At 73.1% G+C, this 23538-nt stretch carries 26 protein-coding genes; 7 read left to right on the forward strand and 19 right to left on the reverse strand.

Annotated features, from left to right (window positions below; translation table 11 throughout):
* Nucleotides 1-173 precede the first annotated feature (173 nt).
* The 7 genes from ACFVUH_RS07075 to hemL form a co-directional block, all read right to left on the reverse strand.
* Nucleotides 174-560: a hypothetical protein gene (locus ACFVUH_RS07075; RefSeq protein ID WP_387911657.1), complete on the reverse strand. Its 387-nt coding sequence runs from the start codon at nt 558-560 to the stop codon at nt 174-176.
* A gap of 143 nt (nt 561-703) precedes the next feature.
* Entirely contained in the window at nt 704-1837 is a 1134-nt protein-coding gene (gene ccsB / locus ACFVUH_RS07080; protein ID WP_355358027.1) for a c-type cytochrome biogenesis protein CcsB, read from the reverse strand.
* 3 nt (nt 1838-1840) lie between these two features.
* The gene (locus ACFVUH_RS07085; protein ID WP_355358024.1) at nt 1841-3616 is read right to left on the reverse strand and encodes a cytochrome c biogenesis protein ResB; all 1776 of its coding nucleotides are present in this window, start codon (nt 3614-3616) and stop codon (nt 1841-1843) included.
* A 3-nt stretch (nt 3617-3619) separates the two neighbouring features.
* The gene (locus ACFVUH_RS07090; protein WP_387911659.1) at nt 3620-4393 is read right to left on the reverse strand and encodes a cytochrome c biogenesis CcdA family protein; all 774 of its coding nucleotides are present in this window, start codon (nt 4391-4393) and stop codon (nt 3620-3622) included.
* Entirely contained in the window at nt 4390-4995 is a 606-nt protein-coding gene (locus ACFVUH_RS07095) for a TlpA disulfide reductase family protein (protein WP_355358018.1), read from the reverse strand. Before ACFVUH_RS07095 ends, ACFVUH_RS07090 begins: the two co-directional genes overlap by 4 nt.
* 242 nt (nt 4996-5237) lie before the next feature.
* Nucleotides 5238-5885: a histidine phosphatase family protein gene (locus ACFVUH_RS07100; RefSeq protein WP_355358893.1), complete on the reverse strand. Its 648-nt coding sequence runs from the start codon at nt 5883-5885 to the stop codon at nt 5238-5240.
* Between the two features lie 61 nt (nt 5886-5946).
* A complete protein-coding gene (gene hemL, locus ACFVUH_RS07105) occupies nt 5947-7275 on the reverse strand; it encodes a glutamate-1-semialdehyde 2,1-aminomutase (protein ID WP_387911661.1) in 1329 nt (442 codons plus the stop codon).
* 468 nt (nt 7276-7743) lie between these two features.
* Between hemL and ACFVUH_RS07110 the strand changes: the two genes are divergently transcribed.
* Nucleotides 7744-8226: a hypothetical protein gene (locus ACFVUH_RS07110; RefSeq protein WP_078881187.1), complete on the forward strand. Its 483-nt coding sequence runs from the start codon at nt 7744-7746 to the stop codon at nt 8224-8226.
* A gap of 79 nt (nt 8227-8305) precedes the next feature.
* Here the strand turns inward: ACFVUH_RS07110 and ACFVUH_RS07115 are convergent, their stop codons facing one another.
* The 5 genes from ACFVUH_RS07115 to ACFVUH_RS07135 form a co-directional block, all read right to left on the reverse strand.
* Complete coding sequence (locus ACFVUH_RS07115; RefSeq protein WP_387911663.1) at nt 8306-10078, reverse strand: LCP family protein; 1773 nt, start codon at nt 10076-10078, stop codon at nt 8306-8308.
* A 127-nt stretch (nt 10079-10205) separates the two neighbouring features.
* Nucleotides 10206-10739: a MarR family winged helix-turn-helix transcriptional regulator gene (locus tag ACFVUH_RS07120; protein ID WP_387911665.1), complete on the reverse strand. Its 534-nt coding sequence runs from the start codon at nt 10737-10739 to the stop codon at nt 10206-10208.
* Nucleotides 10740-10774: 35 nt separating this feature from the next.
* Nucleotides 10775-12106, reverse strand: a complete 1332-nt coding sequence (locus ACFVUH_RS07125) for a glycosyltransferase family 39 protein (protein WP_355358006.1) — start codon at nt 12104-12106, stop codon at nt 10775-10777.
* A 134-nt stretch (nt 12107-12240) separates the two neighbouring features.
* A complete protein-coding gene (locus ACFVUH_RS07130; protein WP_387911668.1) occupies nt 12241-12381 on the reverse strand; it encodes a hypothetical protein in 141 nt (46 codons plus the stop codon).
* Between the two features lie 19 nt (nt 12382-12400).
* A complete protein-coding gene (locus tag ACFVUH_RS07135) occupies nt 12401-12640 on the reverse strand; it encodes a chaplin (RefSeq protein WP_387911670.1) in 240 nt (79 codons plus the stop codon).
* A gap of 477 nt (nt 12641-13117) precedes the next feature.
* Here ACFVUH_RS07135 and ACFVUH_RS07140 point away from each other — a divergent pair, with 477 nt between their 5' ends.
* The 3 genes from ACFVUH_RS07140 to ACFVUH_RS07150 all read left to right on the forward strand — a co-directional run bounded on the left by ACFVUH_RS07140 (nt 13118) and on the right by ACFVUH_RS07150 (nt 14240).
* Nucleotides 13118-13360 carry a chaplin gene (locus ACFVUH_RS07140; protein ID WP_355358000.1) on the forward strand — a complete coding sequence of 81 codons (243 nt, stop codon included), beginning with the start codon at nt 13118-13120 and terminating at the stop codon, nt 13358-13360.
* 110 nt (nt 13361-13470) lie between these two features.
* A complete protein-coding gene (locus tag ACFVUH_RS07145; RefSeq protein ID WP_387911672.1) occupies nt 13471-13749 on the forward strand; it encodes a chaplin in 279 nt (92 codons plus the stop codon).
* Nucleotides 13750-13868: 119 nt separating this feature from the next.
* Nucleotides 13869-14240, forward strand: a complete 372-nt coding sequence (locus ACFVUH_RS07150) for a hypothetical protein (RefSeq protein WP_355357994.1) — start codon at nt 13869-13871, stop codon at nt 14238-14240.
* 74 nt (nt 14241-14314) lie between these two features.
* Here ACFVUH_RS07150 and ACFVUH_RS07155 read toward each other — a convergent pair whose 3' ends face one another.
* Nucleotides 14315-14971: a hypothetical protein gene (locus ACFVUH_RS07155; RefSeq protein WP_387911674.1), complete on the reverse strand. Its 657-nt coding sequence runs from the start codon at nt 14969-14971 to the stop codon at nt 14315-14317.
* Between the two features lie 309 nt (nt 14972-15280).
* Here ACFVUH_RS07155 and ACFVUH_RS07160 point away from each other — a divergent pair, with 309 nt between their 5' ends.
* From ACFVUH_RS07160 to ACFVUH_RS07170, 3 genes are all read left to right on the forward strand, one after another.
* Nucleotides 15281-15625: a rodlet layer protein gene (locus ACFVUH_RS07160; protein ID WP_355357988.1), complete on the forward strand. Its 345-nt coding sequence runs from the start codon at nt 15281-15283 to the stop codon at nt 15623-15625.
* Between the two features lie 84 nt (nt 15626-15709).
* Nucleotides 15710-16054 carry a rodlet layer protein gene (locus tag ACFVUH_RS07165; protein ID WP_380690400.1) on the forward strand — a complete coding sequence of 115 codons (345 nt, stop codon included), beginning with the start codon at nt 15710-15712 and terminating at the stop codon, nt 16052-16054.
* Nucleotides 16055-16175: 121 nt separating this feature from the next.
* Entirely contained in the window at nt 16176-16442 is a 267-nt protein-coding gene (locus ACFVUH_RS07170) for a hypothetical protein (RefSeq protein ID WP_387911675.1), read from the forward strand.
* Nucleotides 16443-16509: 67 nt separating this feature from the next.
* Here ACFVUH_RS07170 and hemB read toward each other — a convergent pair whose 3' ends face one another.
* The 6 genes from hemB to ACFVUH_RS07200 all read right to left on the reverse strand — a co-directional run bounded on the left by hemB (nt 16510) and on the right by ACFVUH_RS07200 (nt 23445).
* Nucleotides 16510-17490 carry a porphobilinogen synthase gene (hemB, locus tag ACFVUH_RS07175; protein WP_387911676.1) on the reverse strand — a complete coding sequence of 327 codons (981 nt, stop codon included), beginning with the start codon at nt 17488-17490 and terminating at the stop codon, nt 16510-16512.
* A 65-nt stretch (nt 17491-17555) separates the two neighbouring features.
* Entirely contained in the window at nt 17556-19226 is a 1671-nt protein-coding gene (locus ACFVUH_RS07180; protein ID WP_355357976.1) for a bifunctional uroporphyrinogen-III C-methyltransferase/uroporphyrinogen-III synthase, read from the reverse strand.
* Nucleotides 19223-20236 carry a hydroxymethylbilane synthase gene (hemC, locus tag ACFVUH_RS07185; protein WP_355357973.1) on the reverse strand — a complete coding sequence of 338 codons (1014 nt, stop codon included), beginning with the start codon at nt 20234-20236 and terminating at the stop codon, nt 19223-19225. Before hemC ends, ACFVUH_RS07180 begins: the two co-directional genes overlap by 4 nt.
* Nucleotides 20237-20277: 41 nt before the next feature.
* Nucleotides 20278-21615 (reverse strand): glutamyl-tRNA reductase, encoded by a 1338-nt coding sequence (locus ACFVUH_RS07190; protein WP_387911678.1) that lies wholly within the window; start codon nt 21613-21615, stop codon nt 20278-20280.
* Nucleotides 21616-21646: 31 nt separating this feature from the next.
* Nucleotides 21647-22546 (reverse strand): redox-sensing transcriptional repressor Rex, encoded by a 900-nt coding sequence (locus ACFVUH_RS07195; RefSeq protein ID WP_387911680.1) that lies wholly within the window; start codon nt 22544-22546, stop codon nt 21647-21649.
* Nucleotides 22547-22647: 101 nt separating this feature from the next.
* Nucleotides 22648-23445, reverse strand: a complete 798-nt coding sequence (locus ACFVUH_RS07200) for an exonuclease domain-containing protein (RefSeq protein ID WP_387911681.1) — start codon at nt 23443-23445, stop codon at nt 22648-22650.
* Between the last annotated feature and the right edge of the window lie 93 nt (nt 23446-23538).

A 23538-nucleotide genomic window follows, 5' to 3' on the forward strand; every position in this document is an offset into this window, starting at 1 on the left:
GCCCCCGGCGCCCCCCCCCCCGCGCCGCCGCCGCCCCGCCCGCGCCCGCGCGGCCCCGGCCCGGGCGGGGCGGCCCGCACCCCACCTCCGCCCCGGCGCCCCGGCCGGATCGGGCGGGGGCGCCGAGGCCGGCCGAGGCCGGCCCTGGGTCGGGCACCGGGTCGGGCGCCGGGTCAGGCGGCCACCAGCGCGGACGGCCGCCCGGCGTGCATCACCGAGAGGTTCTCCGCCAGCCGCCCCGGGTCCTGGGCCAGCCACAGCCGCAGCGCGGCGCCCAGCATCGCGCTGGCCGAGCCGATCCGCACCTGGGTCACCTGGGCGACCCGGGCCGCGCCCGGCACCAGCAGGTCGGCCAGCGGCGCCGGCAGCCAGACGGTCAGCGCGCACGGCGCGGGGGCCGCGAGCGCGCCCAGCAGCCGGTAGGCGTCGGCCGGCGAGCTGACCGTGGGGATGATGTCCAGCAGCCCGTCGGCCACCACCTCGGACACGTCGCTGCGGTGCCCCTGGGCGAGCCGGCGGAGCAGCAGGTGCTCGGCGGCGGTGATTCGGACGGTCAGCATGACCTCGTCGCACTCCATTGCGCGATTTCCTCCTCAGTTCCTCCCCGTGCCGGACCGGGCGGCCGGCACGAACTACCCCAATCGCACCTCGGCCCGGCTTCCTCGTCTGGAGTGCCGGGCCGGTGGGTGGGTTCCGGTACCGGTCAGAGCCCCGCGTAGGAGTGCTTGCCGGTGACGAAGATGTTGACCCCGTAGTAGTTGAACAGCCAGCAGGCGAAGGCGGCGAGCGCCAGGTACGCGGCCTTGCGCCCCTTCCAGCCGGCGGTGGCGCGGGCGTGCAGGTAGCACGCGTAGGCGACCCAGGTGATGAACGACCAGGTCTCCTTCGGGTCCCACTCCCAGTACTTGCCCCAGGCGGCCTCGGCCCAGATCGCGCCCGCGATGATGGTGAACGTCCACAGCGGGAAGACCAGGGCGTTGATCCGGTAGGACAGCTTGTCCAGGGTCGCGGCGGCGGGCAGCCGGCGCCAGATGGACGGCGAGGTGCCGAGCGGGCCCTTGGCCAGGCCGGCCGCCATCCGCTTGTCGAAGGAGTCCTTGCCCAGGTACAGCAGCGTCGTGACGAACGCCGCGTAGAAGGCGCCGCCGCAGACGATCGCGGTGGAGACGTGGATCGCCAGCCAGTACGAGTGCAGCGCCGGGACGAGCTGCTCGGACTCGGTGTACAGCACCTCGGTGGCGATGCCGAGGGTGAGCACGACGGCCAGGGTGACCGGCAGGCCGAGCCAGCGGACCGGCTTCTTCGCCACCAGCAGGCCGACGAAGGCCGCCGTCATGGCGAGCGCGAAGGCGCAGGAGAACTCGTACATGTTGCCCCACGGCCAGCGGGAGACCGAGAGGCCGCGGGTGAGGACGCCGCCCGTGTGCAGCAGGAGGCCGAGGACGGTGAGCGAGACCGCGATCCGGCCGGCCAGGTCGGCCCGATCGCTGGTGCCGGCCGCACCCGGGCCGTCGACCTCGTCGTCGCCGCGCCCGCTGGTCACCACCGTCGCGCCCTCGCCGGCCAGTGCGGTGCGGGTGAGTGTGGTGGTGCCGCCGCCCGCCGAGGCGACGGTGACGGTCACCTTCCTGGCGCCCTTGGCCTTGGCCTCGGCGTCCGCGACGGTCGCGGCGAGGCCGGCCTGCTCGATGGAGCGGACGGCGACGGCGCCCTTCGAGCCGAAGGTCCACTCGAACATGTAGGCGAACATGGCGATCAGATAGACCGCCATCGCCGAATAGATCAGCTTGTTGGACAGGTCGGCCAGCTGCGGGTCGACCTCCGAGGCGAGGTGCACCGTCTACTCCTTGGAGTTCGGGTCGGCGGGAACTGCGGATTCTTCGGGTGCCGCGGCCTCGTCGGGCTCGTCGGACTTCTCGGAGGCGTCGGACTTCTCCACCGCGTCGGACGCGTCGGACTCGTCGTCGAGCGCGGGGGCGTCGTCCTGGAGGTCCACCGCGAGTGCGGCCAGCTCCTCGGCGATCTTCGCCGACTCACTGCGGCCCAGCCCGGCCAGCTCGACCAGCGTGCCGCCGTCCGGCAGCGCCACCGCCCGCACCCAGATCCGGCGCCGCTGGACGAACAGCGAGCCGATCAGACCGGCGATCGCCGCCACCGCGCCGACCAGGGCGATGCCGTTGCCCGGGCGGTGCGAGATGTTGAAGCTCGCCCACTGCTTGTAACCCTCGAAGGTGACCGTGCCGTAGTCGTCCGGCAGCTCCCAGGCCTGGCCGGGCTTCAGCCGGGCCTTGGCCGGCTGGCCGTCCTGCTGGAGCTGGGTCAGCTTCCTGGTGTTGAGCTGGTAAATGTTCTGCGGCAGACCGGAGTCGGTGCCCAGGTCGCCCGCGTAGACGTTGAGCACCAGCGCCGGGTCCGCGTCACCGGGGAACAGCGAGCGCGGGCCGGTGTTGCGGTCGAAGGCCTCCGGGGCGGTCGGCAGGAAGAAGCCGGAGAAGCCCAGCTGGGTCCTCTGGCCGTCCTTCTCGCCGTAGTCGGACACCTTGACGACACCGGTGGAGGTCAGGTTGCCGTCCTGCGGGAGGAACGGGGTGGCGCCGGTGTAGACGATGTCGCCCGCCTTGTTGCGCACCGTGATCACCGGGGCGTAGCCGTGGCCGATCAGGTACACCTTGCTGCCCGCGATCTCCAGCGGGTGGTTGACCTCGATCGTGCCCGGCTTGAGCTTCGACGGGTCGCTGCCCTCGAAGTACTCGACGTGCGCGGTGAACTGCCGGGCGCTGCCGACCTGGTCGCCCCGGTCCTGGAACTTCGAGGTGAAGTTGTTCAGCTTCACGTAGAAGGGGTCGAGGTCGTCGCTGCCGTAGAAGCGGGTACCGGTGAAGTCGTCCAGTTGCGTGATGGTGTTGCCGTAGCCGTCGCCCTCGACCAGCAGCTTGCCGCCGGTGCCGCTGGCCAGGCTCGCCCAGGCGAAGCCGCCGAGCAGCGCGAACAGCGACAGGTGGAAGACCAGGTTGCCGACCTCGCGCAGGTAGCCCTTCTCGGCCGCCACCGCGCCGCCGTCCAGGTGCGCCCGGAACCGCCGCCCGCGCAGCAGCCGATGGGCGGCGGTGCTGACGGTCGCGGCGTCCGCGTCCGTCCGCCAGGCCGCGTACACCGGCATCCGGGTCAGGTTGCGCGGCGCCGCCGGCGGCCGGGAACGCAGCACGCCGACGAACTGCCAGGTGCGCGGGACGATGCAGCCGGCCAGCGAGACGAACAGCAGGATGTAGATCGCCGAGAACCACACCGAGCTGTAGACGTCGAACAGCTGGAGCTTCTCGTAGATCGGCGCGACCGTGGTGTGCTGCGCCTTCCAGGCCTGGACCTTGAACTGGTTCTGGCCGTTCTGCGGGATCAGCGAGCCGGGGATGGCCGCCAGCGACAGCAGGAACAGCAGGATCAGCGCGACCCGCATCGAGGTCAGCTGGCGCCACATCCAGCGCAGCCAGCCGAGCGCGCCGATGCCGGTGGGGCCGTCGGTGTCGGCCGGGGCGGTGGTCAGCCGCTCGGCCGCGTCCTCGGCCGCGCCCTGCGCCGCGTCCCCGCGCTGCTCGCGGTCGGTCGTGGTCTTGGTCACGGGTCAGATTCCGATCGAGAAGTCGGCGGTCCAGACTCGCATCTCGTTCACCAGCGAGTCCCAGACCCCGGTGACGAGCAGCAGACCGACCACGACGAGCATGCCGCCACCGATCCGCATGACGAGCGGGTAGTGCCGCTTGACCCAGCCGAAGGCGCCGAGCGCCCGGCGGAAGGCCACCGCGGCCACGACGAACGGTACGCCCAGGCCCATGCAGTAGAAGAACATCAGCAGCGCACCGCGCTGGGCATCGGCCTGGTTGAGCGCGAGGTTGGTGACGGTGGCCAGGGTCGGCCCCATGCACGGCGTCCATCCCACCCCGAAGACCACGCCGAGCAACGGCGCGCCGAGCAGGCCGATCACCGGGCGGCGGTGGGTGCGCACCTCGCGCATGCTCAGGCCGGGCACCAGGCCCATGAAGGCCAGGCCCATCACGATCGTGAGCGCCCCGAGCACCTTGTTGATGACCGACTGGTGCTCCTTGAGCGTGTCGCCGAACTGGCCGAACAGCGCCCCGCTGGAGACGAACACGGCGGTGAAGCCGAGGATGAACAGCAGCGCGCCCGCCAGCATCCGGCCGCGCCGGGCCCCGCGCGCGTCGGCGAGGTCGGCGGCGGAGAAGCCGGTGACGTAGGAGAGGTAGCCCGGCACGAGCGGCAGCACGCACGGCGAGAAGAACGACACCAGGCCCGCCGCCAACGCGATCGGCGCCGCGACCAGCAGCGCGCCGCTCTGGACGGTCCCGATGCTGTCGGCGAGTTGGACCGCCGCACTCACTGCTGCTGCTCCGCCACGATCGGCTGGAGCATCGACTCCAGGTTGTCGTCGGTCTGGCCGCCGAGGGCGCGGGCGGCCAGCTTGCCCTCCCGGTCGATCACCAGGGTGGTCGGGATCGTGTTCGAGTTGAGGCTGCCCTTGGGGAACTTGAGCAGCTCGGTGCCGGCCGGGTCGTAGATGCTGGGGAAGGTGACGCCCTTCTCCTGCTCGAAGCGGAGGGCGTTCTTGACCTCGGGGTCCCTGGTGTTGATCCCGAGGAACTGCACGCCCTGGTCCTTGTACTTCTCCCAGACCCGCTGGAGGTCGTCGGCCTCCGAGCGGCACGGTCCGCACCAGGAGCCCCAGACGTTCATCACGACGACCTTGCCCCGGTAGTCGGAGAGCTTGGTCGGGGTCCCCTCCAGGGTGGTTCCGCTGATGTCCGGCGCGTCCTGGCGGTGTCCCGCGGCGACCGTCGAGATGGTGCTGCCCTTGGCGGTGACGAAGCCGATCTGTCCGTCACCGCCGGCCGAGGAGCCGGACGAGCTGCAGCCGGTGAGGACCAGCGCGGCAGCGGCGGCGGTGACCGCGGCGGCTGCGACACGGGGACGGGGGCGCGTCATGCCAGACATGTGAAAAGTTTCGCATGGAGTCACGGGCGGGCCCCGGGGGGTCCGGCCTTGTCTGCCGGACCCCCTCTGACCTGCGATGGGACCATCGACCCTGGTGTCGCGGGGGTGTGACCCAGGTCTTACTCACACAGCTCTTACGCCGATTCGGGAACCATGGGCACCGTTCCGCACGTCCGGGTCTCTTCGGCGTACCCGGATTCCGGGTGCTCCCGGAGCCGGTGTCAAGCCCTTTCTCAGGCGCCGAAGCTCTTGCCCACCGGCTTGCTCTTGCCGCCCTTGCCGACCAGGTGGGCCGGCAGCAGGTCGCGAGCCGGCTCGCGGTAGCCGACCGAGACGATCCGGTCCCCCTCGTAGGTGAAGCTGGTCAGCGAGGCCAGCGAGCACTGCCGGTTGCGCGGGTCGTGCCAGAGCCGGCGGCGCTCCACGAAGGAGCGGACGATCCAGATCGGCAGCTGGTGGCTGACGCAGACCGCCTCGTGCCCGCGCGCGGCGTCCCGGGCGGCGGCCAGCGCGCCCATCATCCGCACCGCCTGCTCCAGGTACGGCTCGCCCCAGGACGGCTTGAACGGGTTGGTCAGGTACTTCCAGTAGGACGGGTTGCGCAGCGAGCCGTCGCCCACTCCGAAGGTCTTGCCCTCGAAGATGTTCTCCGCCTCGATGAGCCGCCCGTCCACCGCGAGGTCCAGGCCGTGCGCCTTGGCGATCGGCGCGGCGGTCTCCTGGGCGCGCTCCAGCGGGGACGCCACCACGTGGGTGATGTCCCGCCCGGCGAGGTCCTCGGCGACCCGCTCGGCCATCTCGCGGCCCAGCTCGGACAGCCGGTAGCCCGGCAGGCGCCCGTACAGGACGCCCTCCGGGTTGTGCACCTCGCCGTGCCGCATCAGATGGACGACGGTGATGTCCTTGGCGCTCACTTCTCAGTACTCCTGGGGCTCGTAAGGACTAGGCCGTGGCTTCGGCGGCGGCCCGGGCGGCGGCGGGCAGCGCGGCGGCGATCCGCTCCAGCGCCCGCTCGTCGTGCGCGGCGGAGACGAACCAGGACTCGAAGGCGGACGGCGGCAGGTAGACGCCCTCGGCGAGCATCGCGTGGAAGAACGCGGTGAAGCGGAACGCCTCCTGGGTCTTCGCCTCGGCGTAGTTCGTCACGGTGTCCTCGGTGAAGAACACCGAGAACATGTTGCCGGCGGCCTGCAGCCGGTGCGCCACGCCCTCCTTGGTGAGCGCGGTGGAGACCAGCCCGGAGACCTCGGCGGCGACCCGGTCGACGGCCGTGTACACCTCGTCGGTGCAGCCCCGCAGCTGGGCCAGGCCGGCCGCGGTGGCGATCGGGTTCCCGGAGAGGGTGCCGGCCTGGTAGACCGGGCCGGCCGGGGCGAGGTGGGCCATCACGTCGGCACGACCGCCGAAGGCCGCGGCCGGGAAGCCGCCGCCCATGACCTTGCCGAAGGTCAGCAGGTCGGGCGCCCAGCCCTCGTTCGCCGCCTCCAGGCCGTACCAGCCGGCCTTGGAGACGCGGAAGCCGGTCATCACCTCGTCGGAGATGAACAGCGCGCCGTTCTCCCGGCAGAGCCGGGCCAGGCCGCCGTTGAAGCCGGGCAGCGGCGGGACGACGCCCATGTTGCCGGGCGAGGCCTCGGTGATCACGCAGGCGATCTCGCCGGGGTGGGCCCGGAAGGCCTCCTCCACGGCGGCGAGGTCGTTGTAGGGCAGCACGATGGTGTCGCCGGCCTGGGCGCCGGTGACGCCCGGGGTGTCCGGCAGGCCGAAGGTGGCGACGCCGGAACCGGCGGCGGCCAGCAGTGCGTCCACATGTCCGTGGTAGCAGCCGGCGAACTTCACGACCTTCGCGCGGCCGGTGAAGCCGCGGGCCAGCCGGATCGCCGACATGGTGGCCTCGGTGCCCGAGGAGACCAGGCGGACCTGCTCGACCGGGGCGACCCGGGCGACGATCTCCTCGGCCAGCTCGACCTCGCCCTCGCCGGGGGTGCCGAAGGAGGTGCCGCGGGTCACCGCCCGCTGCACGGCGTCCAGGACGGCGGGGTGCGCGTGGCCGAGGATCATCGGGCCCCACGAGCAGACCAGGTCGACGTACTCGCGGCCGTCGGCGTCGGTCAGACAGGGGCCGCTGCCGGACACCATGAAGCGCGGCGTACCGCCGACGGCGCGGAAGGCACGCACCGGGGAGTTGACGCCGCCGGGGGTCACGACCGACGCGCGGTCGAAGAGCGACTGGGACTTGGGTGCTTCGTAGGGGTAGCTCACGGGAGACATGGTCTCAAATCGTGTCCTTCACCTCTGCATGTCGGACCTCATCATCTGGAACGATGATCCGGGCGCCCGAGTCTGTACGGTTATCCGTACAACGGGGCCCCTGGCTGCGCCGGCTACCCGGACCAGTCAGACTATGTACCCAGAGTGTCTCCGAAGTTCCTCCGGCCGCGAGGACGGGCGGACGCTCCGGGTCGATGCAGGGGTGTGGAGAGGACTGCCACGTACCGCGACTGGGTACGGCGGCGCATGACGGGTAAGGAGCACGTCCGGTGGGACACCGGACGTGCGGGGGTCTGTCGATTCCGGCGAATTCCGGTGAGGATGGTCCGAGTGTCCGAGGCGCAGGACGGCCACGACGAGGTCGCGGGTGGCCCCCGCCGGCCCGCCGAGACCGCACGCGGGGGTACGGGAGCGGGAACGGGGCGTAGCGGCCGAGGCCGTGAGAGGCGGGGTGAGGGACGCGTGGGGGTGACGTACAAGTACTTCGGCGCACCCGACCGGGCGACCGCGGCCCGGGTCCCGACCGCCCTCGGGCCGGGCGGTCTCGGGCTGGACGCGGGCGAGCTCGGCTCGCTCGGCCGACTCGGCGACCTGATGGAGACCAGCGGCTCGCCCAACGGCCACCTCTCCACCAAGATCAAACCGGAGACCATGAGCGCCATGGTCCTCACCGGCATCCAGGGCGTGCCGCTGCACCAGGTGCCGCCGCTGGAACTGGTGGTGCTGCACCCGGACTACGCCGTCGTCCAGCTGCCGCACAACGTCGTCGAACCGCTGCGCAAGGCGGACGAGACCGAACTCGGCGCCGCCGCCTTCATCTGGTCCACCGTCCCCGACCGCCGGGGCCCGCGCGACGCCTTCGTGATCTACAGCATGCTGCACGAGTGGCAGGACTTCGCCAACCGCCTGCACGAGGCCGGCCACCAGCTGTACTGCCTGGTCTGGCCCTGACCGTTCCCCGACGGAAGCGGGGCCCCGGCCGAACGCCGGGGCCCCGCTCCGCGTTTCCCGCTCGCGGACTGCCGGGCGGTCAGCCGCCGGAGCCGTAGCTGGTGTTGGCGCAGATGTCGTCGTCCGCCGAGCGGGCGTCCTCGGTGACCGAGGGCGGCAGCGGGGCGGGTGCGGCCGGGGCCGCCGAGGCGCCCGGGGCGGTCGTGCCGTTGGCGTCGGCGTAGTCCTTGCCGAGGACGACGCTGATACCGGGCGCCGAGGTGGGGGCGAGGGTGGCCCCGGGGAACAGTTCGGCGACCTTCTCGGCGTTGGCCTTCTGCCCGGCGCCGTACTCGATGCTGGTGGTGAGCTTGTTGGTGGACTTCGCCTGGCCCACCGAGGCGACGGTGAACTGCGCCGCCTTCAGGGCCTCGCCCGCCTTGGCGCCCAGCCCGTTGGCGGTCGTTCCGTTGAAGACCTTGATCGCGGGCACCGGGGCCGCGGCCGCGGTCTTCGTGGCGGCCGCGGTGGTGGTCGGCGGGGCCTCCGGGGTGGCCGGGGCCGCCGGGGTGGCGGGTGCGTCGGGCTGCTGGCCGGTGGCGTCCTTGCCGTCCAGGGTGCGGTCGGCCCGGATGGCCTCCCACAGCTTGTCCACGTCCGGCTTCACCAGGTCGAGGTTGGCCTCGTTGTAACGCCACGGCGGGGTCACGAACTTGAGGTCGTGCAGGTCGATGTTCTTCAGCGACAGCGCGAAGGACATCAGCTTGTCGACCGAGCCGAGCCCCTCGTCGACGCGCAGCGACTTGGTGGCGGCGTCGGCCAGCGGCAGCAGGGTGGTGGGCTCCAGGCCCTTCTTCTTCACCGTGCTGATCATCGAGCCCATGAAGGCCTGCTGACGCTTCATCCGGCCAATGTCGGAACCGTCGCCGATGCCGTGCCGCAGCCGGACGTAGTCGAGCGCCTGCTGGCCCTCCACCTTCTGCGGGCCCTTCTTCAGGACGAGGGCGCCCTTCGCGGGCAGCTTCTCGTTGAGGTCCTTCTCGTAGATGTCCTTGGGCAGGCAGACATCGACGCCGCCGACGGCCTTGGTCATCGCCGAGAAGCCCTGGAAGTCGACCACGATGGTGTGGTCGACGCGGATCCCGGTCAGCTTCTCCAGGGTGTTCTGGGTGCAGGCGGGGTTGCCGTCCGGCGAGCCGCCCACCGTGAACGCGGCGTTGAACAGGACGTCCTTGCCCTTTTGTTCCTTGGTCCACTTCCCGTTCGGGAGCTTGCACGGCGGGATGGTGACCAGGGTGTTGCGCGGGATCGAGACGCCGATGGCGTTCTTGTGGTCGGCGTAGACGTGCAGCAGGATCGTGGTGTCCGAGCGGGCACCCTCGGAGTCACCGCCACCCAGGTCCGAGTTGTCGCCGCCGCGGCTGTCGGAGCCGATCAGCAGGATGTTCACCGGCTTGTTGCCGTTGGCGTCGGCCTCGGCCTCCGGCGGGCGGTCCTTGCTGAGCGCGTCCGAGTCGATGGTCTTGATGTTGCCGTTGAGCTTGTAGTAGATCGCGCCACCGGTGCCGGCTATCAGGACCAGTGCGCCGACGGCCGTCCAGCCGACGACCTTCTTGACGTTGCGTCGGGGCTTCTTGCCGCGCCCGCCGGAGCGGCGGTGGCCCTGGCCGTTCGACCCGCCGTCGCCGCCCTGTCCGCCCTGCCCGCCGCGTCCCTTGGACTGCGCCGCCCGCCGGGCCTCGGCCCGGCCGCCCGGCCTGGGCGCGGGGACGGAACCGCCGGCCGCACCGGTGCCCGCGCCGCCCGTCGAGCCGCTCCGGGCGCCGGTGGAACCCGCCGAGCCGGTCGAGCCCTCCGGACGCGGCCGGGCCACGCCGGACTGACTCCTGTCTCGGCGACCCGACATCCCCGCACCTCTTCACGGCTGTGCCATCGAACGATCAGCGGCCAGGACGTCCCCCCTGGCGCCAGGTGGAGCATACAAGCCGACCGGAAACCGACTACCGCCGCGCCCTGGGCTCGTCCCCCGGCCCCCGGCCGCGCGGGCGGCGGGCCCTGCGCACCGTAGGCTCCGAGCCGACCGGATCGGCCAGTGCCCCGCCCCCGTCCACCAGGCGGGCCAGCGCCGCGACGAAGACCGTCCGCTCCTCCCGCGGCAGCGAGTCCAGCACCTCCCGGTGCACCCGGTCGGCGATCGCCGTGCCCCGCTCGACGGCCCGCTCGCCCGCCTCGGTGACCCGGACGATCCGGGCCCGGCGGTCGGCCGCGGCCGGCCGGCGCTCGGCCAGGCCGGCCCGCTCCAGCTGGTCGACGGTCACCACCATGGTGGTCTTGTCGAGGTCGGCCAGCTCGGCCAGCCGGCTCTGGGTGCGCTCGGCCGCCAGCGCGTGGAAGAGCACGCAGTAGGCGCGCGGGGTGACGCCGAGCTCGGTGAACGCCGCCGCCATCCGGGTCGCCAGGACGTGGCTCGCGTGGTCCAGCAGACCGGAGAGGTCGCGGATCTGGCGCACGGTCGGCGTGCCGCTGGTCGTCATGCCGTCGAGGTTACGCGGCCCTACGGAGGCCGGTTCTAGGGGATGCCGAGCTCGAACAGCGCGTACCCCGCGTACCATCCGGCCGCCACCGCCGGCATCGCGACCAGGCCGCCCAGGGTCGACGGCCGCAGCCGGCGCAGCGCCACCGCCAGGCCGATGAACAGCGGGAAGGCCGGCAGCAGGTAGCGCGAGATGTTGCCGTAGATCTGGTTGCTGCTGAGCGCCAGGACGATGGTCAGCACGGTGTAGAGCACCAGGACCAGCGGCGGCCGCAGGCGCAGCAGCAGCACCAGCAGCCCGGGCAGGGCGATCAGCAGGCCCACCGCGATGAGGTCCGGCGCCGGGTTGGACTGCCAGAACGTCCAGTGCCCGGTGACCGTGTCCAGGGTGCTGCGGGCGGTGGAGGCGCCCCAGTCGAAGTAGCGGTTCCAGGCACCGCGCTGGAGCTTGAAGTAGCCGGTCCAGTCGCCCATCCGGTAGCCGACCCAGGCGACGTACCCGAGCAGGCCCCACGGGGTGATCAGCATCGCGGTCAGCGGGCGGGCCACCCCGTCGGTGCGCCGCACCAGCGCCACCAGCGCCGAGATCGAGACGGCGGCGATCAGCGCGACCGCGGTCGGCCGGTTGAGGCCGGCCACCAGGGCGAGCACCCCGGCGGCGAGCCACTGGCGGGTCATCACGCAGTAGCAGGCCCAGGCCGAGAGGGCGACGAACAGCGAGTCCGAGTAGACCGCCCACTCCACGCCCGAGCCCGGGAACAGGCCCCAGATCACCGCCGCGATCACACCGGCCCGGAAGCCGCCGAGCCGCGCGGCGACCGCGAAGATCCCGGCCGCGGCGACGAAGGAGGCGATCACCGAGACGACGATGCCCGAGCCGTACGGGCCGAGCCCGGTCACCGCCCCCACCAGCCGCATCAGCCAGGGGTAGAGCGGGAAGAACGCGGCGGAGTTCTCGTAGTAGGTGGCCAGCGGGTAGCCGTGCAGCGGGATCAGCTGCGGGTCGTAGCCGTTCTCGGCGATCCGCTGGTACCAGATGCCGTCCCAGGTGCCGAGCACGTCCCAGGGCCGGGCGCCGCCGCCGCGCCCCGGGTCCTTCTTCAGGAAGTCCTCGGTGTGCGAGAGCAGCAGCAGGAAGACGGTCAGGCCGGTCGCCTTGACCACCGCGTACGCGCCGAGCGCGGGGGCGTAGCGGTCCACCAGGGCGCCGAACCAGCCCGGGGACCGCTCCGCCGCCGCGGGCTCCCCGGGAGCCCGCGGGTCCTGCCCGGTCTCCGGGTCCGCCGCGGTGGCGGACGACGGGGTGGCGGACGGCGGGGGCGCGCCCGCACTCCCGTCCGACGACTCGGTGCTCGATGCCGCGCTCATCAGCTCTGGTACTCCCCGCCCCGCTCGTGACCGGTGCGCCGACCGACAGCGCGACGCCGGGCGAGCCTACGGCACCGCCGCCACCGGGCGGGCGGGGAGCCCGCCCGGTGGACGGCCGGTGGTTCGGGGACGGGTCAACCGTGCAGGTGGACGGTGCCGGGCTCGCCGAGCCGCCGCAGCCGGGCCGGGGCGCCGGTGTCGGCGACCGGCCCCGGGAACGCCGAGAGCCGCCGCCCCGCACCCCAGGAGGGAAGCGCAGGAGCGGCGGCTCGCACCGACCGGACCGGCGGCTGGTCAGCCGACGTTGGCGCAGTGGTTGCCGAAGGCCGGGTTCAGCAGGCCGACGATGTCGATGGTGTTGCCGCACAGGTTGATCGGGACGTGCAGCGGCACCTGGATCTGGTTGCCGGAGATGACACCGGGGGAGCCGGCGGCAACGCCCTCCGCGCCGGAGCTGGCCACGGCGGAACCGGCACCGGCGGCGACGATGCCGACCACAGCGGCGCCGACGGCGGCCGTCTTCTTGATGCTCATGAGGAGCCTCCTGACTGTTCGACAGAGATGCACGGGGAGTGCGACATCTCCAACGAGACCCGCTCTGGCCGGTTGCGAGGGCTACCCCACTGTCACCCGTCCGGAGGAACGGAGCCCCCGTCCCGGGCAATCGGGTGACACCCGAATCCGGCCGTTTCCCCCCGCCCACTGCCTCGTTCTCCAGTCGGAACACGCTCCACCCGCCCCGCTACGACGAGGAGATCCGCCGCCGGTCCAAGCCCGTCCGGAATTCTCCCGGTCGCGCGTCGATTCGAATACTTCCCGGCCGTGCGGGAATTGTTCGCGGCGCACGGTGCCGCGGCGGCCGCTCATCGCCCGAGCCATGGGCGACACACGCCATCTGGGCCGCCCGAGTGACCATCACGGCATTCCCAGAAGCCAACGGGCCAGGATTTCCCCTCGCCCGGCTCCCGACTATTTCCACAGACGGTCGGGCAGAATACGGAGGAAGAACACATGCGTAACGTCAAGAAGGCCGCCGCGCTGTCTCTCGCCACCGCCGGCCTGGTGGTCGGTGCGGCCGGCGGCGCGTTCGCCAGCTCCGGCGCCGAGGGCGTCGCCGCCAACTCCCCCGGTGTGCTCTCCGGCAACCAGCTCCAGATCCCGGTGCACATCCCGATCAACCTGTGCGGCAACACCATCGACATCATCGCCCTGCTGAACCCGGCGTTCGGCAACGCCTGCGTCAACGCCGGCTGAACCGGTGGCCGCCGAGCCGGCGGCCGCGGATTCCCCGCACTCGTGCCGCACCCCGCCACCGGGCGGGGTGCGGCCGCTCAACCCGTGTGTGATCGAGGAGATCAACCCCCATGCAGAACGTGAAGAAGGCCGCCGTCCTCTCCGCCGCCGCCGCAGGCCTGGTGCTGGGTGCGGCGGGCGGTGCCGCCGCCAGCGCCGGTGCGGAGGGCGTCGCCGCCGGCTCGCCCGGCGTCGTCTCCGGCAACCAGATCCAGATCCCGGTGCACGTCCCGCTGAACGTGTGCGGCAACTCCATCAACCTGATCGGCCTGCTGAACCCGGCGTTCGGCAACGCCTGCGCCAACGTGGAGGCCCCGCCGCAGCACGAGCACGTCGAGGACGACTGCTGATCCCGATCGGCACGCGTTCCGCCCGCACTGCCCTCCGGCTCCCGGCCGGGGGGCGGTTCGGCGTACCCCGGGCGCGGTCCGGCTGCCCGGGGAACCCCTCTCCCCGAAGGTGAAGACGCATGGTTGTGAAGAAGAGCGGGGCCGGCCTCGTCGCCGCCCTGGGCGCCGCGATGCTGCTCGGCGGCGCGGGTGCGGGCACGGCGCACGCGGCCCCGGCCGGTGGCGAGGCCGCCCTGGCCAAGACCGACCTCGCCCAGGGGCTCGGCGGAGCCACCACGGGCCTCGGCTACGGCATCGCGCCGCTCAAGGACCTGCGGCTGGACCCGTGGGCCAACTCCTCGGCCGACGTGCTGAACAACGGTGCGACGGTCCAGCCGGACTCCGGCCTGGCGCCGATCGGCACCGGGACGCTGACCAGCCCGCTCAGCGCCGGCGGCGGTCCGCGCGACCTGCCGCTGGTCGGCGGACTGCTCGGGGTTCTGCCGGGCTGAGCCGCCGGCCGACCGCACGAGAGCCCGGCACCCCTTCACGACGGGGTGCCGGGCTCTCGTGCTTCCCGCAGGCCCTAGAGCTGGGCCAGGCCGGCCGCGCCGGTGCCCGAGACCACGCCGGTGGTGGTGGCGGTGGTGGCGGTGGCCAGGCTCCCCAGCGTGTCGGTCACCGAGATCCGCTCGTCCTCGTTGCCCAGGCTGGCCTTGGCGCCGGGCACGGCCTGGACGGCGCCGGTCACCAGCCGCGGGTCGATCTCGTCCAGCTTGATCCGGCCGTCGGCGAGCTGGCCGGTGCCGTCCTGGACGAGCGAGAGCGGCTTGCCGAGGCCGACCGCCGGGGTGTCGGCGTGCAGCGGCGCGGCCGGGGCGTCCAGCAGCAGCTCGCCGAGGTCGGCGCCCCGGTCGAGCAGCGGCAGCGGCAGCTCGGCCTTGGCGGTCGGGCCGACCTTGCCGATGCCGAGCGCGGGCACGACGCGGTCCGGGATCAGCGCGTCCCCGGTGGTGTGGGCGGGGGCCGGCGGCATCAGCAGCGAGGTCGGGACGGCGCCCGAGATCCGGCTGTCCAGCGGTGCCAGCGGGATGTCCAGCGGCACCTGCTGGGTGGCCAGCTGGTCCTCCAGCGCCCCGACCTGCTCGGGGCCGAGCGGAGCGGCGGACGCCGCCCCCTGGGAGGCGAGCACGCCCGCACCGACCGCCAGCAGCATCGCGCCGGCCCGCTTGGAGAACCTCATGCTTTTCACCGTTCCGCCTGTCCGTACTGGAGATCCAATGGGGGGCGGCTGCGCGGGCGCAGCCGAAAGCAATGGGCTCAACGAGCCACCGGTGTCCCCGATTGCGGCGATTAACCGGTTCGGGTTAATAATCCGACCGGAAACCGTTGACCGCCGCGCCTCCCGGACTCTTTTCCAAAATCCCCGTAACCTTCCGTGCCGTGATTCTTTGATCTGGACGTCAGTGACCGCGGACCGGGTCTGAGCGTTGAACGCGTTGTACGCACGGAAACCGCACGGAAACCGAGCTTTTCAGAGAGGGATCTCCTCATGATCCAGAAGTCCATCGCCGCCGCAGGCCTGGCCGCCGCCGCGCTGGCCGCCGCCGCCGCGCCGGCCTCGGCCATCGGCGACGCGGACGGCGCCGCCGGGTCGTTCCAGGGCAACGGCGGCTCCAACTTCACCGGCACCGTCGGCGACAACAGCCCGAACTTCCACTTCCTGGACAACGCGAACATCTGCCTGCCGGAGATCCACAACATCGCCGTCGGCGTGCTCGGTGTGGCCGTCCCGGTCGAGGTCCCGATCGCCAACAGCGGCGGCAAGCAGTACTGCACCCAGGGCCAGGGCACCCAGAGCCACGGCGACGCGGGCGTCTCCCACCTGATCGGCTGACCCGCCCGTCCCGGCGGCGTCATCCCCTCCGAACCGACCACCTTCGAATCGCTCCCCGATTCACCCCCTGAGAGGAACACCGAAATGATCAAGAAGTCCCTCGCCGCCGCGGGTCTGGCCGCGGCCGCCATCGCGATGTCCGCGGGCTCCGCGGGCGCCATCGCCGACTCGGACGGCGCCGCCGTCTCGGCCCAGGGCAACGGTGGCACCAACCACACCGGCACCTACGGCGACAACAGCCCGAACTCGCACGTGCTCGACAACCCGAACATCTGCCTGCCGGAGATCCACAACGTCGCCGTCGGCGTCATCGGCATCGCGGTGCCGATCGAGGTTCCGATCCTCAACAGCACCCCGAAGCAGATCTGCAACGTCGGCCAGAACACCCAGTCCTCGGGCGACGCGGGTGTCTCGCACCTGATCGGCTGATCCAGGCGCACGGCGCGACGGAGGGCCCGGGGACGTCTGCTCCCCGGGCCCTCCCGGCGTCCGGGCGCACCCCCACAGGCAGAGCGTCCGCCCCGGGCGCTCCGGAAGAAAGGGCAGATCCATGAAGAGCACGCTGGGCAAGATCACCCTGACCGCCATCGGCGCGCTGGCGCTGGCCGGGCTCGCCGTCCCGGCGGCGTCCGCGCACGTCGGTGTGGCCGGCGGCGGCGAGTTCGTCGCCTCCGCCGACCCGGTGTTCGCGGCCGGCGAGGGCTGGGGCATCGCCCACACCTCGCACATCGCGGCCGGCGAGCTGGGCTGGGGCGCCGCGACCTCCACCGACGGCGTCGGCGGCGGCGAGGCCTTCGCCCACATCGCCGACTGGTAGAACGCACGACGAAGGCCGGGTCCCTCCCGTCGGAGGGGCCCGGCCTTCGCGTGTGCGTGCGCGGGGCCTACTTCAGCATCCTGGCGGCCTCGACGGCCCAGTAGGTCAGGATCTGCTCGGCGCCGGCCCGGCGGATCGAGGTGAGGGTCTCCAGAATGGTGCGCTCCCGCTCGATCCAGCCGTTGGCGGCGGCGGCCTCAACCATCGCGTACTCACCGGAGATCTGGTACGCGGACACCGGCACCGGGGAGGCGTCGGCGACCTGCCGCAGCACGTCCAGGTAGAGCATCGCGGGCTTGACCATCACCAGGTCGGCGCCCTCGGCGAGGTCCAGCTCCAGCTCGCGCAGCGCCTCCCGGGCGTTCGCCGGGTCCTGCTGGTAGGTCTTGCGGTCGCCCTGCAGCGAGGAGTTGACGGCCTCGCGGAACGGCCCGTACAGGGCGGAGGCGTACTTGGCGGTGTAGGCGAGGACGGCCACGCCCTGGTGCCCCGCCTCGTCCAGCGCCCGGCGGATCACACCGATCTGGCCGTCCATCATGCCCGACGGGCCGACCACGTGGACGCCGGCCTCGGCCTGGACCACGGCCATCTCGGCGTAGCGCGCCAGGGTGGCGTCGTTGTCCACGCTGCCGTCCCCGGCCAGCACGCCGCAGTGCCCGTGGTCGGTGAACTCGTCCAGGCAGAGGTCCGACATGACCACGAGCCGGTCGCCGACCTCCGCGACCACGTCGCGGATCGCCTGCTGGAGGATGCCCTCCGGGTTGGTCCCCTCGGAACCGACGGCGTCCTTCACCTCGGGCAGGCCGAACAGCATGATGCCGCCCACGCCCGCCTCGGCGGCCTCCACCGCGGCCTTCCGCAGGGAGTCCCGGGTGTGCTGGAACACCCCGGGCATCGAGGAGATCGGCTTCGGCTCGGTGATGTCCTCGCGGACGAAGGCGGGAAGGATCAGCTCCGCGGGGTGCAGCCGGGTCTCGGCGACCAGGCGGCGCACCGCCGGGGTCGAGCGCAGACGGCGCGGGCGGACGTACGGGAATTCGGCGGACACGGCTTCTCTCTCCGAACGATGGTGCGGTGCCGGGGGCGGCGGTCGGGCCGCCCCCGGCCTCTACGTCAGCGGGCGGCCTTGCGGCGCGAGCCCGGACGGCGCTCACTGGGCCGGTAGACCGGCTCGCCCGCGGCGGTCGCGGTGTCCCGCCGCTTGGCCCCGAAGTCTGCCAGCGCCTGGGCCAGCGAGGCCGCCGACGGCGCCGGGGCCATCACGTCGACCCGCAGGCCGTGCTCCTCGGCGGTCTTGGCGGTGGCCGGGCCGATGCAGGCGATGACCGTCACGTTGTGCGGCTTGCCCGCGATGCCGACCAGGTTCCGCACGGTCGAGGACGAGGTGAACAGCACCGCGTCGAAACCGCCGCCCTTGATCGCCTCCCGGGTCTCGGCCGGCGGCGGCGAGGCGCGCACCGTCCGGTACGCCGTCACGTCGTCGACCTCCCAGCCCAGCTCGACCAGGCCGGCCACCAGGGTCTCGGTGGCGATGTCGGCACGCGGCAGCAGCACCCGGTCGATCGGGTCGAACACCGGGTCGTACGGCGGCCAGTCCTCCAGCAGCCCGGCCGCGGACTGCTCGCCGGACGGCACCAGGTCGGGCTTCACGCCGAAGTCCACCAGCGCCTGCGCGGTGGTCTCGCCGACCGCCGCGACCTTGATGCCGGCGAACGCCCGGGCGTCCAGGCCGTACTCCTCGAACTTCTCGCGCACCGCGCGCACCGCGTTCACCGAGGTGAAGGCGATCCACTCGTAGCGGCCGGTGACCAGGCCCTTGATCGCCCGCTCCATCTGCTGCGGGGTGCGCGGCGGCTCGACCGCGATGGTCGGCACCTCCTGCGGCACCGCGCCGTACGAGCGCAGCTGCTCGGAGAGGCCGTGCGCCTGCTCCTTGGTGCGCGGCACCAGGACGTTCCAGCCGAACAGCGGCTTGGTCTCGAACCAGGAGTGCGAGGCGCGGTGGGCGACCTGCTCACCGACCACGGCTATGACCGCGGTGGCCGGGTCCACCGGGGCGGAGACCGGGGAGGGCAGCACCCGGGCGGCCTTGAGGTCCGCCGCGATGGAGGCCAGGGTCGCGGTGAAGGTGCGCTGACGGGTGGTGGTGCCGGAGAGCGTGGCGCTCAGCGCGGAGTCCGGCTTGCGGCCGTTGGAGACCAGCGCGTTGGCGGTGGCCGGCAGCTGGCCCAGGGTGGTGCGCACCACCAGGGTGGTCTCCGGCGCGCCCAGGTCCACCGGGGAGCCGGCCAGCAGCGCCGCGGCCTCCACGAAGCGGACGTCGGTGCCGGCCGCGCCGCGCAGCGGCACGCCCGCGTAGGCCGGTACGCCGACCGACTGGGCGACGCCCGGGATCACCTCGAAGGCGATCCCGGCACCGGCGCAGCCGAGCATCTCCTCGGCCGCGCAGCCGTCCAGGCCCGGGTCGCCGTCGACGGTCCGCACCACGTGCTTGCCGGAGCGCACGGCCTCGGCGACCAGGTCGGCGAGGTCGAACTCCGGCCCCTCCGCACCGGGGGTGTGCACCTGCACACCGTTCGGACAGTGGCTGCGCACGGCGGCGGCGGTCAGCGGGTCGGCGACCAGCACGTCGGCGGAGGAGAGCACCTCGACCGCGCGCAGGGTCAGCAGGCCCGGGTCACCGGGGCCCGCGCCCAGGAAGGTGCAGCGGCCGGCGGCGGGGACGGTGCCCCCGAACGGGCTGTCGGCCGGGAACGGGCTGTCGGTGGCGGCGGTGGGGCTCATCGGGCTCGCTCCCCCATCAGGGCGGCCGCGCCCGCGTCGAGCAGCCGGGCGGCCAGCGCGCGGCCGAGGGCCGCCGCCTGCTGCTCGGCGGTCTCGTCGAGGACGATCGGACCGTGGGCGGACATCTTCAGCAGGGTGGCGCCGTCGGCGGTGCCGACCACGCCCTCCAGCCGCAGTTCGGTCTGGTGCTCCCAGCCGGCCAGCGCGGCGACCGGCGCGGAGCAGCCGGCCTCCAGGGCGGCCAGCAGCGCGCGCTCGGCGGCCACCGCGACCCGGGTGGGGGCGTGGTCGAGGGCCGACAGCGCGGCGGTCAGTCCGCTGTTCGCCGTGGTGCACTCGACGGCGAGCGCGCCCTGGCCCGGGGCCGGGATCATCAGCTCGGGGTCGAGGTGCTCGCTGATCTCGGCGCTGCGGCCGAGCCGGTTCAGGCCGGCGGTGGCCAGCACCACCGCGTCCAGCTCGCCGGAGGTGACGAAGCCGATCCGGGTGTCCACGTTGCCGCGGATCGCGACGGTCTCCAGCTGGAAGCCGCGGGCCCGGGCCCAGGCGTTCAGCTGCGCCATCCGGCGCGGCGAACCGGTGCCGATCCGGGCCGGACGGCCGGCGCCGGCCAGCTTCTCGACCAGTTCGACCAGCGTCAGGCCCTCGCGCGCCACCAGGGCGTCGCGGGTGTCCTCGCGCTGCGGCACGGCCGCCAGCGCCAGGCCCTCGGGCTCGGCGGTCGGCAGGTCCTTGAGGGAGTGCACGGCGAAGTCGATCCGGCCTTCGAGCAGCGCGTCGCGCAGCGCGGAGACGAAGACACCGGTGCCGCCGATCTGGGCCAGCGCCTCGCGGGAGGTGTCGCCGTAGGTGGTGATCTCCACCAGCTCGACGGGGCGTCCGGTGAGGCGGGTCACCTCGCGGGCGACCATGCCCGACTGGGCCATGGCGAGCGCGCTGCGCCGGGTGCCGAGCCGCAGGGGGGCGGTGGTGGCGTCCGGTGCCTGACCGGTGAGCGGTTGACCATTCATGAGGTGATCGTCCCGGTGGTACTCGTGGGATGGCTGACGGTTCATGCGGCGCCCCCGCCCGCGGGCTGCTGGGCGCCGATCGGGGTACCCGAGACCGCGTGCACGGCGGCCGGGTCCAGGTCGAAGAGTTCACGCAGGGCCTCCGCGTAGGAGGCGCCGCCGGGCTCGGCGGCCAGCTGCTTCACCCGCACGGTGGGCGCGTGCAGCAGCTTGTCGACCACCCGGCGGACGGTCTGGCCGATCTCGGCGCGCGAGCGCTCGTCCAGTCCGGGCAGCCGGGAGTCCAGGCGGCCCAGCTCGGCGGCGACCACCTCGGAGGCCATCGCGCGCAGCGCCACCACGGTCGGGGCGATCCGCGCGGCGCGCTGGGCGGCGGCGAAGGCGGTGACCTCGTCGGAGACGATGCCGGTGACGGCGTCGACGTCGCCCGCGCCGGGGGTGGCGGCGTGGGCGTGCGAGAGGCTCTCCAGGTCGACCAGCAGTGCGCCGGGCAGCTCGTGCACGGCGTGGTCGACGTCACGCGGCATGGCGAGGTCGAGGAAGGCGAGCGGGGTGGCGCCGGCGCGCGCGGCGACCGCGGCGGCGACGTCGTCCGCCTTGATCACCACACCGGCCGCGCCGGTGCAGGAGATCACCAGGTCGACGTCGGCCAGCGCCTCGGGCACCTTGGCCAGCTCCAGGGTGCGGGCGACGTCCGTGCCGAGGATCTCGGCCAGCCGCTCGGCACGGGCCGGCGTCCGGTTGGCGATCAGCAGATCGGTCACGCCCGAGCGGACCAGGGTGGTGGCGGCCAGCGAGCTCATCGAGCCCGCGCCGACCACCAGCGCCCGCTTGCCGGCGATCTCGCCCGCGCCGGCCGCGACCTGCTCCAGGCCGAAGGTCACCAGGGACTGGCCGGCCTTGTCGATGCCGGTCTCGCTGTGCGCCCGCTTGCCGACCCGCAGCGCCTGCTGGAACAGCTCGTTCAGGCCGCGCCCGGCGGTGTGCTCCTCCTGGGCCTTGGCCAGGGCGTCGCGCAGCTGGCCGAGGATCTGGCCCTCGCCGACCACCATCGAGTCGAGGCCGCAGGCCACCGAGAAGAGGTGGTGGACGGCGCGGTCCTCGTAGTGGACGTAGAGGTGCGAGGTCAGCTCCTCCAGGTCCACCCCGCTGTGGTGGGCGAGCAGCAGCGACAGCTCGGCGACGCCGGCGTGGAACTTGTCCACGTCGGCGTACAGCTCGATCCGGTTGCAGGTGTTCAGCAGCGCGGCCTCGGCGACGGTCGCGGACGCGGCCGCGTCGTGCAGCAGCCGGGTCGGCACCGCACCGGTCAGCGCGGCGCGCTCCAGTACCCCGACCGGGGCCGTGCGATGGCTCAGCCCTACGACGAGAAGACTCACGCCCGCTCCCTGGTCCCACGAATCTCGGTGCTCATGCCGGCATCACCGCGGACAGCTCGCCCTCGCCGGTCTTGCCGGGCTTGCCCTTCGCCGCCGGGTCCGCGTCCTTGCCGGCCGGCTCGGCGGCCGGGCGCGTCTTGCCGCTGCCCCCGGCCGCCCGGCGCAGCTTGGCGGCGGCGGCGCGGACCGGGCCGGGGGCCCGGTCGAGCACGGACTCGGTGCGGTCCGGCTCGTCGCCGGCCTTGCGCTGCTCGTGGAAGGCGAGGATCTGCAGCTCGATGGAGAGGTCCACCTTGCGCACGTCCACGCCGTCCGGGACGGTCAGCACGGTCGGGGCGAAGTTCAGGATGCTGGTGACGCCGGCCTCGACCAGCCGGTCGCAGACCTGCTGGGCCGCGCCGGGCGGGGTGGTGATGACGCCGATCGAGACGTGCTGGCTCTCCACGATGGACTCCAGTTCGTCCATGTGGCGCACGGGCAGGCCGGCCGCGGTGCTGCCGACCACGGCCGGGTCGGCGTCGAGCAGGGCGGCGACCCGGAAGCCGCGGGAGGCGAAGCCGCCGTAGTTGGCGAGCGCGTGGCCGAGGTTGCCGATGCCGACGATGACGACCGGCCAGTCCTGGGTCAGGCCCAGCTCGCGGGAGATCTGGTAGACGAGGTACTCGACGTCGTAGCCGACACCGCGGGTGCCGTAGGAGCCCAGGTAGGAGAAGTCCTTGCGGAGCTTGGCGGAGTTCACCCCGGCCGCGGCGGCCAGCTCCTCGGAGGAGACCGTCGGCACCGAGCGCTCGGAGAGCGCGGTGAGCGCACGCAGATAGAGGGGCAGCCGGGCGACCGTCGCCTCCGGGATTCCCCGGGCACGCGAGGGTCGGCGCGCGGCGCCCGGGTCGGGCGTCTGCGAACTGCTCTGTGGTGATCGGCCGATTGCCACGCTGCTCCTGTGGGTGAAGCTGGGCTTTGGCAGCCAGGCTATGCGTTTGTGAACGTGTGCACAAAGATGGTGTCCGTTTTGTCCCCGCACAGTGATGCGCATCACGCCGTCGACCCCATAGCACCGGTCGATTTCCGGGCCGCCGCCGGGGGCGGTGCAGCGGGTGGCCTGGGACCGTACGGAAGACGGTCCGGCAGGTCACGCGGGGCGGGGACCGGGGCCGGGCGGGCGGGGTCGCGCAGGACCAGCGGAACCGGCTCGCCCGACGGGCGCGAGCGCGCCCGCCCCAGCCGCGGCCACGGCACCCGGGCCGCCCGCCGCAGCGGCTCCGTCCAGTCCCCCGGCGGGCAGGACGGCGCGTCCAGGCAGTGCCGCAGCAGGCCGGCGGTGGCCCGGGCGTCGCCCAGCGCGGTGTGCGCCGCGAAGGCGCCGAGGCCGGCCGCCTCCACGCAGGCCGCCAGGCCGAAACCGCGGGCCTGCGGCAGGTGGGCGCGGGCCAGCCGCATGGTGCACAGCAGCGGCACCGGCGGCAGCGGCACCCCGATCCGGGCGAACTCGCGGTCCAGGAAGGCGTGGTCGCAGGTGACGTGATGACCGACCAGTACCCGGCCGGCCAGCAGTTCCAGCAGCCTCGGCGCGATCTCGCGGAACCGCGGGGCGCCCTCGACGTCCTCCTGCGCGATCCGGTGCACATGGGTCGGGCCGACCGGGCCCAGCGGGTCCAGCAGGGTGCAGAACTCGCCCTCCGGGCGGAGCGACGCGTCCAGCAGCACCACGGCCACCTCGACCACCCGGTGCCGCCAGGGGCTGCGGCCGGTCGCCTCCACGTCCACCACGGCGAAGCCCCCGCGCGCGGCCGACGGGTCGGCGGGCGCTGCCGGTGGCGGGCCGGGAAGCATGGCGGCACTCCTCGCGTGCTCAGCCCCCCATGGGCGCAAACGAGTTCGATCGTAAGCCGGGCGACGGGGGGCGGCCCAAACCGCGCACCCGGA

It is taken from the genome of Kitasatospora sp. NPDC058032 (assembly GCF_042885845.1).
In the GTDB taxonomy this organism is placed as follows: domain Bacteria; phylum Actinomycetota; class Actinomycetes; order Streptomycetales; family Streptomycetaceae; genus Kitasatospora.